Source organism: Cryobacterium sp. Y50 (assembly GCF_002929805.1).
In the GTDB taxonomy this organism is placed as follows: domain Bacteria; phylum Actinomycetota; class Actinomycetes; order Actinomycetales; family Microbacteriaceae; genus Cryobacterium.
The window spans coordinates 1-17780 of record NZ_PJJM01000071.1 but is presented as its reverse complement, the minus strand read 5'-3'; the positions used below and the strand labels follow the sequence as shown (position 1 = coordinate 17780).

Here is a 17780-nt window from a genome sequence, read left to right as displayed (position 1 = left end):
CCATCGTGCAGCTTCACCACGTTCGAGTTCACAAGAGCGACGAGAATCTGGCCCGCGAGGACCAGCTGGCCTGGAAGATCGCCGAGGTGGCCGCCGATCCAGCCCTCGTCTCCGAAGAGGTGACCGAGATGGTGATCAACCGGGTGATCGACAACGCCTCCGTGGCCGCGGCCAGCCTAACTCGTCATCCCGTGATCGCCGCTCGCTCGCAGGCCCTGGCTCACCCGCGTTCTAACGGTGGTGACGGAGCGACCGTGTTCGGCCTGGCACCCGCGCGCCGCGTCTCCCCGGAATGGGCGGCTTGGGCCAACGGAGTGGCCGTACGTGAACTCGACTATCACGACACCTTTCTCGCCGCCGAGTATTCGCACCCCGGTGACAATATCCCGCCGATTACGGCCGTCGCCCAGCACCTCGCGGCCTCCCGCGGCTTGACCGGCAACGACCTGATTCGCGGCATCGCCACTGGCTACGAGATTCAGATCGACCTGGTGAAGTCGATCAGCCTGCACACACACAAGATCGACCACGTTGCCCACCTCGGCCCGTCGGTTGCTGCCGGTATCGGAACTCTGCTCGGCCTCGACAAGGAAACCATCTTTCAGGCCGTTGGTCAGGCACTGCACACCACGACCGCGACCCGCCAGTCCCGCAAAGGCGAAATCTCCAGCTGGAAGGCGCACGCCCCAGCTTTCGCCGGCAAGATGGCCGTCGAAGCCGTCGACCGGGCTCTCCGCGGCGAGACCAGCCCTACTCCGATCTATGAGGGCGAAGACGGCGTCATCGCCTGGCTGCTCGACGGCCCGAACGGTTTCTACGACGTGCCACTGCCGAAAGCCGGCAGCATCAAGCGGGCCATCCTGGACAGCTATACCAAGGAGCACTCGGCCGAATACCAGGCGCAGGCCTGGATCGACCTCGCCCGCAAGCTGCACAACGAGCACCCCGAACTTCTCGTCGAGGGGGCGATCGCGAGCGTCGTGATACACACCAGCCACCACACGCACTACGTGATCGGCTCCGGCGCCAACGACCCGCAGAAATACGACCCCACCGCGAGCCGCGAGACGCTCGACCATTCCATTCCGTATATCTTCACGGTCGCTCTGCAGGACGGCACCTGGAACCACGTCGATTCCTACAGCCCGGAGCGCAGCCGGCGCCCAGACACCATTGCCCTGTGGCAGAGCGTCACGACCACCGAGGACCAGGAGTGGACGCGTCGGTACCACTCCCTCGACCCGGCCGAGAAGGCCTTCGGCGGTCGCGTTGAGATCGAACTGGCCAACGGCACTCGCATCGTGGACGAGATCGCTGTCGCTGATGCACATCCGCTCGGCGCTCGCCCCTTCGCTCGCGCGGAGTACATCAACAAGTTCCGCACGCTCGCCGCGCCGGTCATGGAGGCGTCGGAGATTGAACGCTTTCTCGCCCTGGCCCAGCGTCTGCCCGCGCTCGGCGCGGCTGAACTCGGCGGCCTGACCATCGTGGCCAAGCCGGGATTGCTTTCCTCCATTACCGCACCGATCGGAATCTTCTAATGCTGTACGCCGCCGCCGCCGCCGCCGACAAGCGCATTGCCCTGCGAGCCGGCCTGTCCAGCGGCAAGATTTTGCGCTTTCCGGGAGCGTTCAACCCGCTTTCGGCCAAACTCATCCAGCAGAAAGGGTTTGAGGGCGTATACATTTCGGGTGCGGTGCTCTCGGCCGATCTCGGCCTGCCCGACATCGGCCTGACCACCCTCACCGAGGTGGCTGGCCGGTCGCAGCAGATCGCTCGGATGACCGACCTGCCGGCCATCGTCGACGCCGATACCGGGTTTGGCGAGCCGATGAACGTGGCACGCACCATCCAAACCCTCGAAGACGCGGGACTTGCCGGCATGCACATCGAGGACCAGATCAACCCGAAACGTTGCGGCCACCTGGACGGCAAGCAGGTCGTGGATGCCGACACCGCGATCAAGCGCATCCGCGCCGCGGTCGATGCCCGCCGGGACCCGAACTTTCTCGTGATGGCGCGCACGGATATTCGTGCCGTTGATGGCTTGGATGCCGCTGTCACCCGGGCCAAGCAGCTGCAGGACGCCGGAGCCGACGCGATCTTCCCCGAGGCTATGGGCAGCCTGGCCGAGTTTGAGACGATCCGCGCGGCCGTCTCGGTGCCGATCCTGGCAAACATGACCGAATTCGGTAAGGGCGAGCTGTACACCGTGCAGCAGCTCGAAAACGTGGGGATGAACCTGGTGATCTTTCCGGTGTCGTTGCTGCGCCTCGCGATGGGGTCGGCGGCGCGCGGGCTCGATGCGATCGAGCAGACCGGCTCGCTCACCACGATGCTGCCCGAGATGCAGCACCGGGCTGACCTGTACGAGTTGCTCGACTACGCGTCGTATAGCCAGTTCGATTCGGGTATCTTCAATTTCACGCTGAACCCGCACATTTCGTCAAAGGTATAAAGGGGAGCACAATGTCTGACACGGAAACTCTCGCTCCACACGTCTATAAAGGCCTTACCGGCGTGGTCGTTGACACGACCGCGGTCTCCAAGGTCAACCCGGAGACCAACTCGCTGCTCTACCGGGGCTACCCGGTGCAGGAACTCGCGGCGAAGAAAAGCTTCGAGGAGGTCGCCTACCTGCTCTGGCACGGCGAACTGCCCGATGATCAGCAGCTCGCCGACTTCGAAGCGCTCGAGCGGTCGCTTCGCCACTTGAACCCGGTGGTCAAGCGCATCATCGACGAGCTGCCGCTGACCACGCACCCGATGGATGTCGTACGCACCGCAGTGAGCGTCATCGGCGCGAGTGATCCGGATGCCGAGAACCCGTCGCCGGAATTCGACCTGGCCAAGTCGATTCGGCTGTTCGCCCAGCTGCCCGCGATCGTTTCCTATGACCAACGGCGCCGACACGGACTCGATCTGGTCGAACCGCGCGACGACCTCGGCTACTCGGCGAACTTTCTGCACATGTCCTTCGGCGAGGTGCCGGAACTCGTCGTCGTCAACGCCTTCGACGTGTCGATGATTCTCTACGCCGAGCACTCCTTCAACGCGTCGACGTTCACCGCGCGGGTGATCACCTCGACCCTGTCCGACCTGTATTCGGCCGTGACCGGCGCGGTCGGAGCGCTCAAGGGAGCATTGCACGGCGGCGCGAATGAAGCCGTCATGCACACCTTCACCGAGATCGGCCTCGGTGCCGGCTCGGCCGCTCGGGCCGAACCGTGGCTCGCACAGGCGCTCGCCGAGAAGCGCAAGATCATGGGCTTCGGGCACCGCGTCTACAAGAGCGGCGACTCGCGGGTTCCGACCATGCGGGCGGCGCTCGTCACCCTGGTCGAGCATTACCAAAAGCCGGAACTGCTCGAACTCTACGAAGCCCTCGAGACGGCGATGACGACGCGCAAGGCGATTCTGCCCAACCTTGACTACCCCTCAGGCCCGGCTTATCACCTGATGGGGTTTGACACCCTCACCTTCACGCCGATCTTCGTCGCGGCGCGCATCACCGGCTGGACCGCGCACATCATGGAACAGAAAAAGAGCAACGCACTGATTCGCCCGTTGTCGGCGTACAACGGGGTCGATCAGCGCCAGGTTCCGTAGCACTTTTTCTGCAAAGCGGATGCCGCGCTGCCGGCCGGCAGTGCGGCATCCGCTTTATTGTGGCTAACGCTTCGGTGCCAGCGTGATCACTGATTTCGTGCGCATTGTTTTCGTTAGCATTGTCGAATGACACTTGACGCGCCCCTCTCACGCAACCACACTGCCACGACCGAAACGAAGGTCACCGCGTGAGCGTGCACCTGGTCGGCGGCGGGGGAGATCCGGCGCACGACGCCTTGGTATTCGGAACGTTCCTGTCCGAGGTTGTGGCTCACGCCGCACAGGCTAGCCGCGACGAACCAATCGTGGCGATCATCACGGTCGGACCGGGAGGCGCCCACGCCGAGGAACTGGCCGCCTCGCTCGGCGAGAGTGTGCAGACCCGCCGCACCGTGCTCGCGCCCGGCGATACCGCAGGCCTCACCGCTCTGGGCACGGTCGACGGTATTCTCATCGGCGGCGGCGTGACCCCCGATTACCTAGCCGCACTGCTCCCAATCGCCGGCGAGATTCGCCGCCAGGTGTCGGCCAGCGTTCCATATCTCGGCTTCTCGGCCGGTGCCATGATCGCCGCCGAACGCGCCCTGATCGGCGGCTGGCGCATCGGCGGGGTCGAGGTGACGCCCGAGCACGTTTCGGAGGGGCTCGACGAAATCACCCTGGCCCAGGGCATCGGACTGCTCGACGTCACGGTCGACGTGCACGCTGCCCAGTCCGGCAGCCTGTCCCGCCTGATCGCGGCGACCGAGGCCGGCCTGATTGACGGCGGCCTCGCCATCGACGAGAACACCGTGCTCGTGGTCGGCGAGGGCGCACTCCGCGTGCTCGGCGCTGGCAGCATCTGGAAGGTCAGCCAGGCCGATGGCGGCGTGCTCGTGAGCACCATCGGCGCTTGACGCGCGCATGACAGCCTGCACAACGGATGCCCCAACACGCGCACCGAGTCAGCTCGCGGCAATCACCATCCCAGCGGATACCTGCCGGGTTGGCCGGGAGCGCCCGGTCGGCCGGGTGAGATTGTGAACCTCCACGCCCTCACCGCGAGTGGAGCCATTGACCCGGGCTGGGCGCTCGCGCTTGCTCCCGTGACCGATGACCTGACCAGGATCGGCGAGTTCCTGGCGCGCGAACGGGCCGCCGGACATGCGGTGTTACCTGCTCCGGAGCACCTGCTGCGCGCCTTCCGCCAGCCGTTCGACACCGTGCGGGTGCTCATCGTCGGGCAGGATCCGTACCCCACCCCGGGACATCCGATCGGCCTGGCCTTCGCCGTCGACTCCGACGTGCGACCGCTTCCGCGCAGCCTCGGCAACATTTACACCGAATACGAAGCCGACCTCGGCCTGCCACGACCCGAGCACGGCGACCTTTCGGCCTGGACCGATCAGGGCGTATTGCTGCTCAACCGGGTACTCAGCGTCCGTGCAGGCGCGGCCGGTTCGCATCGCCGGCAAGGCTGGGAAGCCGTCACCGACCAGGCCATTCTGGCGCTGGTCGGGCGGGGGCATCCGCTGGTCGCGATTTTGTGGGGAAAGGACGCCGGCGCGCTCAAACCTCTGCTCGGCGACACGCCCGTGCACGAGTCGGTGCACCCGAGCCCGCTGTCGGCGCGGCGCGGATTTTTCGGTTCGAAGCCATTCAGTAACGCCAACCGGCTGCTGACCGAGCAGGGGGCTGCCCCGGTGAACTGGGAGCTTCCGGTAATCTGGAATCAACCAGAAAGGGGAGTGCCCGGTGCTTGAGGAAGAATACGAGCCTCGTCGTCGGCTGCCCCGCCATCTGCGGCCGGAAGCCACCGTCGAGACGCCGTTCGAATACACGATGCGTGAGGTGCGGGCGACCGATCTGCCGCACATCCGCGAGATCTACAACTATTACGTTGCCAACAGCACGGTCACCTTTGACGAGGACGCCATGACGCTCACCGCGTGGCGCGACAAGTTCTACTACTTGAACAAGCAGGGCATGCCGTTCATCCTTGCCGTCTCTCCGGCCGGCCAGATTCTAGGCTATGCCCTGGTCAGCCCGTGGAAACAGAAGAAGGCCTACCGGTTCACGGTCGAGAACTCGATTTACCTCGGGGCTGCGTCCACAGGCAAGGGCCTCGGGCGCGAGCTGCTCGGCGAGCTGATCAAGCGGTCGAAGACGGCCGGCTTGAAGGAGATCATCGCCGTGATCGCGGATCAGGGAGCGGATGCTTCGATCAAGCTGCACCGCGACTTCGGATTCGAGGAGATCGGTCGTATGGGCAAGGTCGGTTTCAAGTTCGAGCGCTGGCTCGGCACCATTTTGCTGCAGAAGAGCCTCAAATAGCCCGTCAGCGCGTGCCGCGCGGCGTGTTCAGGCGGCCGACTGCGTTGAGCACTGCACGTCGCGGGTAGATGCTCGCGAACCGCGCAAGGATAGCGTTGCGGGCGCCGACCAGCACGACCGAGGGCATGACCGAGCGGTCGAGTGCTGAGAACGAGGCGCGCATGACCGCGTCGACCGTGAGCGGTGTGCCCTTCTTGCCGCTGCCGGTCTGGGCGACCTCGAAGAACTCGGTGTCGACGGGACCTGGGCAGATGGCCGTGACCTTGAGGCCACTCGCCCGCGTTTCATAGCTGACCGCCTCGATGTAGCTGAGTACGTAAGCCTTGGTCGCGCCGTACACCGCCATGTACGGCACCGGCTGGAACGCGGCGGTGCTGGCCAGGTTGATAAGCGCGGCAGCGTGCGGATGCAGCGAGGCGGTTTCGACCAGGTCGGGCAGAAGGGCATGGGTCAACGCGGTCAGCGCCTGCACGTTGAGCGCGACCTGTTCGCGTTCGCGGGCCTCATCCGAGTCGAGCACGGTGCCGAAGGTGGCGAAGCCGGCATTATTCACCAGGGTACCGATGGTGATCATTCGCTCGCGCAGGTCGCGCACCAGCTCAGGGACGGCATCCGCTGCCGTGAGATCGAGCGGAATCACGGTGGAAACGGTGCCGTATTTCTCGGCGAGATCGACCGCGAGGGACTCGAGACGGGCCTGGCGACGGGCGACGAGTACCAGATCTGCGCCGCGCTGGGCGAGCTCGTGGGCGTACCCGACGCCGAGTCCGCTCGACGCTCCGGTAATGAGTGCGGTGGTGCCGATGGGGTTGTACAAAGCGCTGGCCACGGTTTGAGGCTAGCCTCGTTGTGCCGCCACGGCCAGTGCTGCCTGATTGGCGACCGTCGCCGAACTAGGCTCGGGTCATGGCTGATCCACACGAACTGACCGCCCTTGAGCAATGGCAAGCCCTGCAGAACCGCGAAATAAGTCCGGGCGAACTCGCCGAGCATTACCTTGCCCGCATCGAGAAATTTAATCCGGCACTCGGTGCCTTTGTCACGGTGACGGCGGAGGCGGCCAGGACCAGAGCCCGATACGTCGAAGAGCGGACGCCGCGCACCGCGCCGCTCTGGGGCCTCCCGTTCGCCGACAAAGATCTGTACCTGCGTGCCGGGGTGCCAGCGCGGTTCGGCTCCCGCCTCTTCGCTGACTATGTGCCCGATGAGTCGGACGAGCTCGTGCAGGCCCTCGACGACGCCGGGGGAGTCAGCCTCGGCAAGACCAACACGCCGGAATTCGGCCTCGCCTCCTACACCGAAAGCCTCGCCGCACCGCCGGCTCGCACGCCGTGGAACCTGGGCCTCGGCGCCGGCGGATCGAGCGGCGGCGCCGCCGTCGCGGTCGCTGCCCGGCTGTTGCCGTTCGCGCCAGGCTCCGATGGCGGCGGGTCCATCCGCATCCCAGCGGCCGCCTGCGGGCTGGTCGGAGTCAAGCCGAGCCGCGGGCGGGTGCCGTCCGCTTCCGGAATCGACAAGCTCGGTGGTCTCGCCGTCGGCGGCCCGCTCGCACGCACGGTAGCGGATGCCGCCCTGCTGCTCGATGCCATGATCGCGCCGAGAGACGGCCACCCTGACCACCACTACGCTCTGCGGGCCCCTGGAGACGAAGCTCCGCTCCTGGCCGCGGCGGTTCGCGGCGATGGACGGTTTCAGCTCGGCGTCATGACGACATCGGCCTGGGACAACGACTACGAGATCACGATCGCGCCCGAAGCCCAGGCCGCGCTCGATCTCGCCGTGGCCGGTTTCGCGGCGCTGCACCACGGCCTCGAAGAGGCGGCCCTCGTGCCCGACTCGAGCTATGCGCCGGCGTTCCGCACGATTTGGCAAGCGGGTGCGGCGACTATCCCGGCCGAAACCGACGCCGCGGTCGCGCTCCTCGAACCGCTGACCCAGTGGCTGCTCGCCCGCGGTCGTGCCCTCGGCGCCCGGGAACTCGCCGAGGCGCTCACCGCATTGAACGCGTTCGAGCGTTCGTTCATTCACCAGCTGTCCAGATTCGATGCCGTGCTGACCCCGGCGATGGCGCTGACGCCGCGGCCGGTCGGCTGGTACGACGCCTACGACGGCGAGGCGAACTTCGCCCAACAGGTGCAGTACACGCCGTTCACCTCGATGATCAATGTGAGCGGGCTGCCGGCCATCGTGTTGCCGGTGTACCAGACCGACGACGGCCTGCCGATGGGCGTGCAGCTCATCGGGCGACCCGGCGGCGAGGCCACGCTGCTGGCGCTCGGAGCGCAGCTCGAGCGGCGCATCCGCTGGCAGGATCGAGTGCCGCCCGACCCAGCGTAGGCTACCGGCGCGTCGCGACCGGCCGCGACGGCCACCAGAACCGGTCGTCGACCAGAAAGACCAGGGCCGGTACGAGCACTGTACGCACAACGAGGGTGTCCAGCAGCACGCCGATGCAGACGATCACCCCGATCTGGGTGAGGGCCACGACCGGCAGTACCCCGAGCACGGCGAACACCGCCGCGATCAGAATTCCGGCACTCGTGATCACCGCGCCGGTCGACGACAGCGCCCGCACCATGCCCTCCCGCGTGCCGTAGCGCTTGGCCTCTTCCCGAGCTCGTGTGGTCAGAAAGATGTTGTAGTCCACGCCGAGGGCGACCAGGAAGAGAAAGGAGAACAGTACGACGCTGGTGTCGAACGCGGCGAAGCCGAGCAGGTTTTGAAAGATCAGGTTCGAAGCTCCCAGGCTGGCGAAGAACGTGCCGAGCACGGTGGCGATGAGCAACACCGGCGCCACGAGGGAGCGCAGCAGTAGCATCAGGATTAGAAACACGATGCCCAGAATCAGCGGCAGAATCAGGGCCTGGTCCCGTTCGGCGCTGATTTTCGTGTCGAGGGACGTGGCATCACTGCCACCGACCAGCGCCTGCGAGACCGCGTCAGGAGTATCCGCTAAATTATTGCGCAGTTGGCTGAGGGTCGCAAAAGTCGTGTCGCTGCCGGGTTCGCTTTCGAGGGTGACGTCGATGCGGGTCAGACCGTCGGCCTTCTCGCCGGCTACCGCCGCGGAGACCCCGTCGGTGCCCCGGGCCACGGCCACGGTGTCAGCGGAGGCCGCATCCGGCGTTAGCACGACGGTCTGGCTGGTCAGCCCCGCCGAAAAAGATTCTTTCACGATGTCCTGGGCAACGACCGACTCGGGGTTGCCGAGCAGCTGATCGGCCTGGGATAACCCGACGGCGGCTCCGTTCAGCCCGAACGCCAGACTGCCGATCGCGAGAACGGACACGACCGTGATGATCACCGGATTCCTGGCCGCCTTGCGACCGAGCCTGGTCCAGAAGCCGGTGCGTACCGGCGCGGTCTCGTCCGCCGCGCGCGGAATGAACGGCCAGAACAGGCCGCGCCCGCAGACCACGAGCGCGGCCGGCAGCACGAGCAGTGCGAACAGAATGGCGATGAGCACACCGATAGCACAGGCGATGCCGAGCGCGCGGTTGCCGGCCAGTTCGGCGAAAACCAGGGTTGCCAGGCTCAGCGCAACGGTTCCGCCGCTGGCAGCGATGGCCGGGCCGGCGCTCGTCACAGCGGTGCGCATGGCAACGTTGCGGTTCTCGGTGTGTAACAATTCTTCGCGGTAGCGGGCCACGAGCAGCAGGGCATAGTTGGTGCCGGCGCCGAACACGAGCACCGAAAGTATGCCCGAGATCGAGGCATCGAGAGCGAAACCGAGTGGCTCGGCCAGCGCCCCAGCGACCTTGCCGGCGAGGCCGTCGGCAAGTCCGACCACGGCGAGCGGCACGATCCAGAGCACCGGGCTGCGATAGGTCACGATGAGCAGCACCGCCACGACGATCACGGTCACTAGAAGCAGGCGAAAGTCGGCTCCGGTGAAGGCGTTGGTGACGTCGGCCTGAAAGCCGACCGGCCCGGTGACATAGGCGGTCAGCCCGCTCGGCAGCGCGTTTAACGCCGTTGAACGGATGTCGTTGGCCGTCTTCGCAACGTCGGGCGTCGCGCCCGCAGCTTCCAGCGGCACCACGCTCAGTGCAGCCTGGCCGTCGTCGCTGAACTGCGGTGCGGTCGCGCGCGGGGCGATCGACGCGGCGCCGAGCTGCTCTGCCGCGGCGGTGATCGCCGTTTGGTCGGCCGTTGTGAGCGTGGCGCCGGACCGGCTCCATACTACGATCGCCGCGGTCTGGTCGGCAGAGGGGAACTCGGCGAGCAGCTCGGTGACCTGCGCGGCTTGGCTGGTCTCCGGCAGGCCGGCCGCCGGAAAATCCTCGGATTCATTGGCAGGGAGCAGCGCGAACAGTAGACCGACCGCCACGACGGTTCCGAGCAGTACCGCCCAGGCGGTACGTTTGCCGGTGATGAAACGCGTGATCGCAAGCACAGTTCCTCCAGAACTTCGATAATTGCTATCCTAGCTAGCTAAATATCTGTCCGAATTGTTTTGAATTACTCAAAACAAATGCTAAGGTCGGAGCATGACGAAGTCCGATCCGAGCGATGAGACCGCGGGCCTGCGCCTGGCCGCAGCCGACGCTGGGTTGCTGGCCGACAGCATCCGTTCGGCTGGTCTCAAGGTGACCGCGCCGCGCCTGGCGGTTTTGCGCGCCCTCACCGATATGCCGCACTCCAACGCCGACGCCCTGTTCGGGGCGGTACGCAGCGACCTGCCCGGAACCTCGCTGCAGGCGATCTACGGGGTACTCGCCTCATTCGGCACCGCCGGACTCGTGCGCAAGATCGAACCGGCCGGCTCTTCTGCCCTGTTCGAACGCCGGGTCGGCGACAATCACCACCACATCGTCTGCACCCGCTGCAATGTGGTGCACGACGTGGATTGCGCCATCGGTCATGCCCCCTGCCTCACCCCGGCGGATGCGCTCGGTTTTGACGTGCGCGCCGCCGAGGTCATCTACTGGGGCCTGTGCGCCCAGTGCCAGCTCGACACAGCACACCCCTGACTTTACTTCCGTCAACCTCGCGTTGCTGATCCACACCAAGGAGCATTATGACTAATAAGCCCACTACCGACCAGACGGGAACGCCCATCGCCAGCGACGCGCACTCCCTCACCGTGGGCGCCGACGGCGCCACCGCGCTGCACGACCGCTACCTAGTCGAGAAGCTCGCCCAGTTCAACCGCGAGCGCATTCCGGAGCGCATCGTGCATGCCAAGGGCGGCGGAGCGCACGGCGAGTTCGTTGTGACCGGCGACGTCTCGAAGTACACCCGCGCGGCCGTTTTTCAGCCGGGCACCGTCACCCCCACCCTTCAGCGCTTCTCCAGCGTGGCGGGCGAGCAGGGCAGCCCGGACACCTGGCGCGACGTGCGCGGCTTCTCGGTCAAGTTCTACACGACCGAGGGCAACTACGACATCGTCGGCAACAACACCCCGGTTTTCTTCATTCGTGACGGCATCAAGTTTCCCGACTTCATCCACTCGCAGAAGCGCCTGCCGGGCAGCGGCCTGCGCGACGCGAACATGCAGTGGGACTTCTGGACCCTCTCCCCGGAGTCGGCCCACCAGGTCACCTACCTCATGGGCGACCGCGGCTTGCCGCACTCGTGGCGTGAAATGCCCGGCTTCGGCTCGCACACATACCAGTGGATCAACGCGGCCGGCGAGCGTTTCTGGGTGAAGTACCATTTCGAATCCAACCAGGGCAACGTCGAGATGGAAGGGTCAGAGGCCGAGGCACTAGCCGGAGCTGACGCCGACTACTACCGTCGCGACCTGTCCGAGGCCATTGCCGCCGGAAACTTCCCGTCCTGGAACGTCTCCGTGCAGGTCATGCCCTACGAGCAGGGCAACACCTACCGGTTCAACCCGTTCGACGTGACCAAGGTCTGGCCGCACGCCGATTTCCCGCTCATTCCAGTCGGCACCCACACCCTCAACCGCAACCCGGAGAATTTCTTCGCCGAGATCGAGCAAGCCGCGTTCTCGCCCGCCAACTTCGTGCCCGGAATTGCCGCGAGCCCCGACAAGATGCTCATGGCGCGCATCTTCTCCTACCCCGACGCGCAGCGTTACCGCGTGGGAACCAACTATGCGCAACTGCCGATCAACGCTCCGGTCAGCCCGGTCAACAACTACTCGCAGGACGGAGCGCAGCGTCACCACTTCAACGCGCCGAGCGTGCCGAACTACGCGCCCAACTCCCTCGGGGGCCCCGTCGCCGACCCGGCTGCGGCTGGCGAGGGTGCCTGGGAAGGTGATGGAACGTTGCTGCGCGCCGCCGCGACCCTGCGCAGTGAAGACAGCGACTTCGGCCAGGCCGGAACGCTCTACCGCGAGGTCTATGACGACGCTGCCAAGGCGCGGTTCCTCGACACCATCACCGGGGCCATTAGCGGCGTGACCCGCCCCGAGGTTACCGAGCGGGCCATCATGTACTGGACCAGCGTTGACGCCGACCTCGGCGCCAAGCTGCGTGCTAACCTCGCCGTCTTCGCCGAGGCTGCCGCCATCGACGCTGACTACGTCACCGCGCAGTAGCACTTCTTCACACAAAACCGCCCAGCTTGTTCGCAGGCCGGGCGGTTTTGTGTGCGCTGCGTCCCGGCGACGGATGTCGTGGGTCACGAACCACAATGGTCGGACTAGCGAATGTAGCCGCCTTTTTTCAGCCCGGCTTCGATCTCAAAGCGGTTCTTGAGCGGATTGCTCCCGGCGACGGCGTACAGCAGCGGGAAGACCATGCCGAAGCGCTGCCACTGGCGTTTGTGTATGGCCTCGTGTTCGAGCACGGCCGTGGTGACGTTCTGATTGGTGAGGTAGCAGCCGCCGACGCACGAGCCGCCGCGTCCGAACGTCCAGGGCGGCATGCCGCGAAACACGTACAGGCCAGCTCTGCGCTCGACTCGGCCGGTGCTCCAGATCGAGCCCCAGACCAGCCCGAACGCGGTTGCGTACAGGTAACCGGCACGGCTAACGGCTGAATCAAAGAGGATGCGCCGCATCCGCTACTCGTTCTCGTCCTCGTTCTCGTCCTTGGTGTCGGTGTCGTTGTCGGTGAGCCCGGGGCGTCCGTAGGCTTCGAGCAAGCGCAGCCAGACCTCGCTCAGCGTCGGGTAGCTCGGCACGGCGTGCCACAGCCGGTTGATAGGTACCTCGCCGACAATGGCGACCGTGGCGGAATGCAGCAGCTCGGCTACATCCTGCCCGACGAAGGTGACGCCAAGCAGAACCTCGCGGTCGAGATCGACGATCGCGCGCGCCTTGCCGACGTAGCCGACGGCGAGCACGGAGGCACCGCCGAGGTTGGCCAGGTCGTAATCGAGAATACGGATGCGATGCCCCGCCTTCACAGCGGATGCCGCGGTCAGCCCGACCGAGGCTACCTCCGGGTCGGTGAAGGTGACCTGGGGCACGGCGGCGTGGTCGGCGGTCGCGACGTGAGCGCCCCACGGCGCCGTGTCGATCGGGCTGCCAGCCGCGCGGGTCACGATCGCGTCACCGGCTGCTCGGGCCTGGTACTTGCCCTGGTGGGTGAGCAGCGCGCGATGATTGACGTCACCGGTGGCGTAGAGCCAGTCACCGGCCAGCACGGGGGAATCGCCCTGCACGAGCATGGTGTCGTCGACGGAGAGCCAGTCGCCAGGTTCGAGACCGACCATTTCCAGGCCCAGGTCGTGAGTGCGTGGAATTCGACCAGTGGCCACGAGCACTTTCTCGGCACTGACGGTGCTGTCGTCATCGAGGGTGAGCACGACGGTGCCGTCCGCTGCGCGGTGGGCTTCGGTGGTGGACCGGCCGACGAGGACGGTGACACCGCTGCGCCGCAGGGCGGCAGTGACAAGTTCACCGGCAAAGGGTTCCTGACCGCCGAGCAGCGGGCTGCGCGCGATGACCGTCACTGTCGAGCCGAGTGATGCGTAGGCGGCGGCCATCTCGGCGGCGACGACACCGCCGCCGATCACGGCCAGGCGGCGCGGAATCTCCTGGGCGCTGGTCGCGTCGCGGCTGGTCCACGGTTCGACGTCTTGGACGCCCGGAATGTCGGGCAACAGTGACGCCGAACCGGTGCTGACGACGATGGCGTGCGTGGCCGTGAGCACGGTCACGGTTCCGTCGACGGCTGTCACGGTGACCTCTTTCGTGCCCGTGAGGCGGGCGTGGCCGCGCACCAAGTCGATACCGGCCGACTCAAGCCACTTCGCCTGGCCGTCGTCCTTCCAATGGCTCGCGATGGAATCGCGTTGCTTGAGGGCGGCGCGCACGTCGACGGTTCCGGTGACGGCTTCGGCAGCACCCGGCACTCGCTTGGCCGCAGCGAGGGCGGCGCCGCTGCGCAGCAGTGCCTTAGACGGCATGCAGGCCCAGTACGAGCATTCGCCGCCGACCAGGTCGTTTTCGACGACGACCGTGCGCAGGCCGCCCTGCGCGGTGCGGTCGGCCGCGTTCTCGCCGACAGCGCCGCCGCCGATCACAATGACGTCGTAGCTTTGACTCGACATTGACTCTCCTTGACTAAGGTGACGGCGGTATTGAGCAGCCTACCCCGACGCGAAGGGTTGCCACCTTGAGTTTTCTGGCGAGCGGCGTCGCTGCCGGCACGTCTTGGGGCATCCGCGGGCTCTCCGGCGAAGAATTCGTGCCGCCCACGTTGACCGCGAGGCGGTCTCGTCTGCACTGGCTCGATGAGTCATGCTCGCTCGCTCACTCATTGAGATCGATACCGGTGGTCATTTACGTATTGTGGTCGACGTGCGCGTTGCTGCTGCCGTTATGACGGAACTGGGGGTTTCAGCCATCCCCGTAGGGAGCAAGAGCCTCCCAGCGTGTCCGGGCCGACCTTATGCAAGGGGGCGGGCCCGGTTGGCAAAGAACAGGGTGCGCTCGGGGCTAGCGGCCGACGAAGACGGCGGGGGTTCGGGTCAGGAAGGACTGCATGCCGATGCGGGAATCCTCGGTTTGCACCAGGCGGGCGAGGGCCGGCTGCAGCTCTTGTTCGGCGGATGCCGCCCCCTCCCGCTGCGCCAGGCGAGCGTTGACCAGGGTGGCCTGGATCGCGAGGGGCGCCTGGGCGGCAATCTTCTCGGCGAGCTCAAGCGCCCGGTCGAACTGGGTGCCGTCGGGCACGATCTCCTGCACGAGGCCCAAACGATACGCTTCGGCGGCATCGAACAGGTCGCCGGTGAGCAGCCAGCGCATGGCATTGCCCCAGCCGGCCGCGCGCGGAAACCGAATCGTCGCGCCGCCGAACGGCAGGATGCCGCGGGCTACCTCGATCTGCCCGAATCGGGTCGATTCGGCGGCGACCACGATGTCACTCGCGAGCATGAGCTCGATGCCGAGGGTAAGGCAGGTGCCCTGCACGGCGATAACGACCGGTTTGCAGAGGGATTCGCCATCCACTTGCCACGGGTTGATGCCGCCCTCCGGTACCATTTCAAGCCCGGCGGGGCCGAGCCGCGGACCGATGTCGGCCAGATCGAGCCCGGCCGTGAAGTGCTCGCCGACCGCGTAGACCAGGCCGACGCGCAGCTCGGGGTCGCGATCGAGCTCACCGTAGGCGAGGGCGAGCTGCTGCAGCAGGGCGAAATCGGCGGCATTGCGTTTCTCGGGCCGATTGAACCCGATCAGCAGAATGTGGCCGCGGCGCTCGGTGAGGATGCGGGGCTGATCGGTCATGTGGCCTCCAATAATCGGTGTGAATTTTGTGCTTTGCTGGACGGACGTATCGCCCCGAGCGTGTGCATAACTCCTGCAATTCGTTGGGGGTTCCCCGGGGTTCCCCGGAGTTGCCCGGAATGACACCGGGGTATCCTCGGCCAGCCAGAAATTGTAAGAGTTATGCGCATTCCCGCTGGCGCAGTCCGACCACCCGGGTAGCCCACTCATTGCCTATCGCGTGAGCGCCCCGATGATGCGCAGAATGCTCGGTAGATCGTCGGTCGCCGCCTCGGGGGAGGCCGGCGCGAACCCGGTTATCGTCGCTCCGGCGAGGACGAACTCAGCGCGCAGGGCGGTGATCGCGCCGCCGAGGTCGGCCACACTGAGCCCGAACGGAATGAGATCACTCAAGCCGTCGAGCGCCGACGGATCCAGCACATCCAGGTCGATGTGCACGAAGACGTGCTTCGCGCCCATTTTCGCGACGGCCGTGACGAGGGCAGCCGGGTCGGTCAGCTCGGAGCAGGACACGCTCACAAGGCCGCGCTCTTGCAGCAGAACGTCTTCGGCATCGTCGACATCGCGGATTCCGGCCAGCAAGACGTGGTCGAGTGACACGCTGCTCGCGGCGGCGAGTTTCAGTTCGGCAGGCCCCTCACCGCTGATCGCGCGCAGCACCATGCCGCAGAATCCGCCGGACGGTGAGGTCTCTGGCGTGTGCAGGTCGGGGTGGGCGTCGAACCAGACGACGGCCAGGTCGCCCGGATGCGTGCGCGCCGCGTGCTCGACGGCGGCGAGGGCAATGCCGCAGTCACCGCCGATGGAGAGCGCCCAATCGGCCGTGTCCTTCAAAACAGCGGTGTGGCGTTCACGCACCTGCTGGATCGCGGAGAACCGGTGTACCCCGGTATCTAGGGCGTCACCGGCCTCGATCGGCACGTCGACCATACGCGTGGCCGAAAACGGCAGATCGCCTTGAATAGCCGCCGCCCCGTCGACCAAGCGCATTGCGCGCGGAGAAATCGAACCCTGCCACTGCGGTACTACAACGAAGGTGGGAGCCATACTTCAGTATGGCGCAGCGGCCGGGGCCAGTAGCGTCCGCTTCGCCGAGAGCGAATTTATCGCCGAGATTCAGCGAAGCGGAGGCGCCCGGTCGGCCAGATCGGCCGGGCTCGAGTCCACCGCTGGCCGGCCAGGTCCTGAGTGGACAACCTTGGTGGGTGGCATCGGGGCGTCACTCACCAAAGTTATCCACTGAATGGGTCAGCGCTCGAGCGCGGCGGTGTTTCCGGCTTTCAGGGCAGCGAGGCGGGCATCCACTTCGGTGAGCTCGCCAAGGTCGTCGAGGCTTTCGAACTGGGCGTCGAGGCTCGACGCGGTGAGCTCCTGCGCACCTCGCACCCGGGCTTCTTCGCGGCGAATCTTGTCCTCGAAGCGGTTGACCTCGCTGGTCGGGTCCATCATATCGATGCTCTTGACGGCATCCATCACCTGCGCCTGCGCCTTGGCGGTCTTGGAGCGCGCAACGAGCTTTGCACGCTTGTTGGTGAGCTGCACCAACTTCTCTTTCATGGTGTTCAAGCCGGTCTTCAGCTGGTTGACGACAGCGGTCTGTGACTGAATCTGCGGTTCGGCGGTCCGCACCTCTTTCTCCGAGGTGAGCTGGCGACCGAGCGCGACCTTGGCGAGGTTGTCGAACTTGTCGGCGTCGCTGGTGTTGCCGACCAGGCGCAGCTCGTCGGCCTTGCGACTCGCGGCGAGGGCCTTGCCGCCCCACTCCACGGCGGCTTCCTGGTCTTCGCGGTAGTCATCTTCGAGCAGGCGCAGGTTGCCGATGGTCTCGGCGATCGCACTCTCGGCATCAGAGATGCTGCTGGAGAAGTCGCGCACCATCTGGTCGAGCATCTTCTGGGGGTCTTCCGCCGAGTCGAGGATGGCGTTGATGTTCGCCTTCGCGAGCTGGGAGATGCGGCCGAAAATGGACTGCTTGGTCATTCGGAGGTCCTTTCAACGGGAGTCGGGCGGCAACGAGGAGTCCCGCGCCGGTACACCTGAAAAGTTTAGGGTCTGCGGGTCGGCAGAGTCTGGGAACAGGGCAGCAGCGGACCTTCCTGACCGCGTCAACGGTCTACCCCGCAATAATTGGGGGGTGCCCCTATGTTTTTGTCAAGCAGCGAGTTGGTGTTCAGTTTCGTAGAGGGTGCCGTCTCGCAGCATGGCGAAT

General features: G+C 65.9%; 16 protein-coding genes. 9 read left to right on the top strand and 7 right to left on the bottom strand.

All coding sequences use genetic code 11. The features are described from left to right. Positions 1-2: 2 nt before the first annotated feature. The 6 genes from CXY73_RS04080 (at position 3) to CXY73_RS04055 (ending at position 5922) form a co-directional block, all read left to right on the top strand. Positions 3-1541 carry an MmgE/PrpD family protein gene (locus CXY73_RS04080; RefSeq protein WP_104134530.1) on the top strand — a complete coding sequence of 513 codons (1539 nt, stop codon included), beginning with the start codon at positions 3-5 and terminating at the stop codon, positions 1539-1541. Then, positions 1541-2458 (top strand): methylisocitrate lyase, encoded by a 918-nt coding sequence (gene prpB / locus CXY73_RS04075; RefSeq protein ID WP_104134529.1) that lies wholly within the window; start codon positions 1541-1543, stop codon positions 2456-2458. The genes CXY73_RS04080 and prpB overlap by 1 nt, the downstream gene beginning before the upstream one ends. Positions 2459-2469: 11 nt before the next feature. Then, positions 2470-3609, top strand: coding sequence for a bifunctional 2-methylcitrate synthase/citrate synthase (locus tag CXY73_RS04070; protein WP_104134528.1), 1140 nt, complete (start codon positions 2470-2472; stop codon positions 3607-3609). 188 nt (positions 3610-3797) lie between these two features. After that, positions 3798-4505: a Type 1 glutamine amidotransferase-like domain-containing protein gene (locus tag CXY73_RS04065; protein ID WP_104176914.1), complete on the top strand. Its 708-nt coding sequence runs from the start codon at positions 3798-3800 to the stop codon at positions 4503-4505. Between the two features lie 123 nt (positions 4506-4628). Then, a complete protein-coding gene (locus CXY73_RS04060) occupies positions 4629-5351 on the top strand; it encodes a uracil-DNA glycosylase (RefSeq protein ID WP_233198128.1) in 723 nt (240 codons plus the stop codon). Next, a complete protein-coding gene (locus CXY73_RS04055; RefSeq protein ID WP_199184211.1) occupies positions 5344-5922 on the top strand; it encodes a GNAT family N-acetyltransferase in 579 nt (192 codons plus the stop codon). The genes CXY73_RS04060 and CXY73_RS04055 overlap by 8 nt, the downstream gene beginning before the upstream one ends. 4 nt (positions 5923-5926) lie before the next feature. Here CXY73_RS04055 and CXY73_RS04050 read toward each other — a convergent pair whose 3' ends face one another. Continuing rightward, the gene (locus tag CXY73_RS04050; protein ID WP_233198127.1) at positions 5927-6751 is read right to left on the bottom strand and encodes an SDR family oxidoreductase; all 825 of its coding nucleotides are present in this window, start codon (positions 6749-6751) and stop codon (positions 5927-5929) included. A 77-nt stretch (positions 6752-6828) separates the two neighbouring features. Here CXY73_RS04050 and CXY73_RS04045 point away from each other — a divergent pair, with 77 nt between their 5' ends. Further along, positions 6829-8259 carry an amidase gene (locus CXY73_RS04045; protein ID WP_104176912.1) on the top strand — a complete coding sequence of 477 codons (1431 nt, stop codon included), beginning with the start codon at positions 6829-6831 and terminating at the stop codon, positions 8257-8259. Position 8260: 1 nt separating this feature from the next. Here the strand turns inward: CXY73_RS04045 and CXY73_RS04040 are convergent, their stop codons facing one another. Further along, positions 8261-10318, bottom strand: coding sequence for an MMPL family transporter (locus tag CXY73_RS04040; protein ID WP_104176911.1), 2058 nt, complete (start codon positions 10316-10318; stop codon positions 8261-8263). A 94-nt stretch (positions 10319-10412) separates the two neighbouring features. On the opposite strand from CXY73_RS04040, the gene CXY73_RS04035 reads away from it, so the two are divergent. Then, entirely contained in the window at positions 10413-10895 is a 483-nt protein-coding gene (locus CXY73_RS04035) for a Fur family transcriptional regulator (RefSeq protein ID WP_104134522.1), read from the top strand. A 47-nt stretch (positions 10896-10942) separates the two neighbouring features. After that, a complete protein-coding gene (locus CXY73_RS04030; protein ID WP_104134521.1) occupies positions 10943-12433 on the top strand; it encodes a catalase in 1491 nt (496 codons plus the stop codon). 104 nt (positions 12434-12537) lie between these two features. Here the strand turns inward: CXY73_RS04030 and CXY73_RS04025 are convergent, their stop codons facing one another. From CXY73_RS04025 to CXY73_RS04000, 5 genes are all read right to left on the bottom strand, one after another. Beyond that, positions 12538-12897: a Fe-S oxidoreductase gene (locus CXY73_RS04025; protein WP_104134520.1), complete on the bottom strand. Its 360-nt coding sequence runs from the start codon at positions 12895-12897 to the stop codon at positions 12538-12540. Positions 12898-12900: 3 nt separating this feature from the next. Continuing rightward, positions 12901-14394 carry an NAD(P)/FAD-dependent oxidoreductase gene (locus CXY73_RS04020; protein ID WP_104176910.1) on the bottom strand — a complete coding sequence of 498 codons (1494 nt, stop codon included), beginning with the start codon at positions 14392-14394 and terminating at the stop codon, positions 12901-12903. Between the two features lie 388 nt (positions 14395-14782). Further along, positions 14783-15571 (bottom strand): crotonase/enoyl-CoA hydratase family protein, encoded by a 789-nt coding sequence (locus CXY73_RS04015; RefSeq protein ID WP_104176909.1) that lies wholly within the window; start codon positions 15569-15571, stop codon positions 14783-14785. Between the two features lie 213 nt (positions 15572-15784). Beyond that, positions 15785-16618 (bottom strand): arginase family protein, encoded by an 834-nt coding sequence (locus tag CXY73_RS04010; protein WP_104134517.1) that lies wholly within the window; start codon positions 16616-16618, stop codon positions 15785-15787. A 201-nt stretch (positions 16619-16819) separates the two neighbouring features. Further along, positions 16820-17551: a PspA/IM30 family protein gene (locus tag CXY73_RS04000; protein WP_104176907.1), complete on the bottom strand. Its 732-nt coding sequence runs from the start codon at positions 17549-17551 to the stop codon at positions 16820-16822. Between the last annotated feature and the right edge of the window lie 229 nt (positions 17552-17780).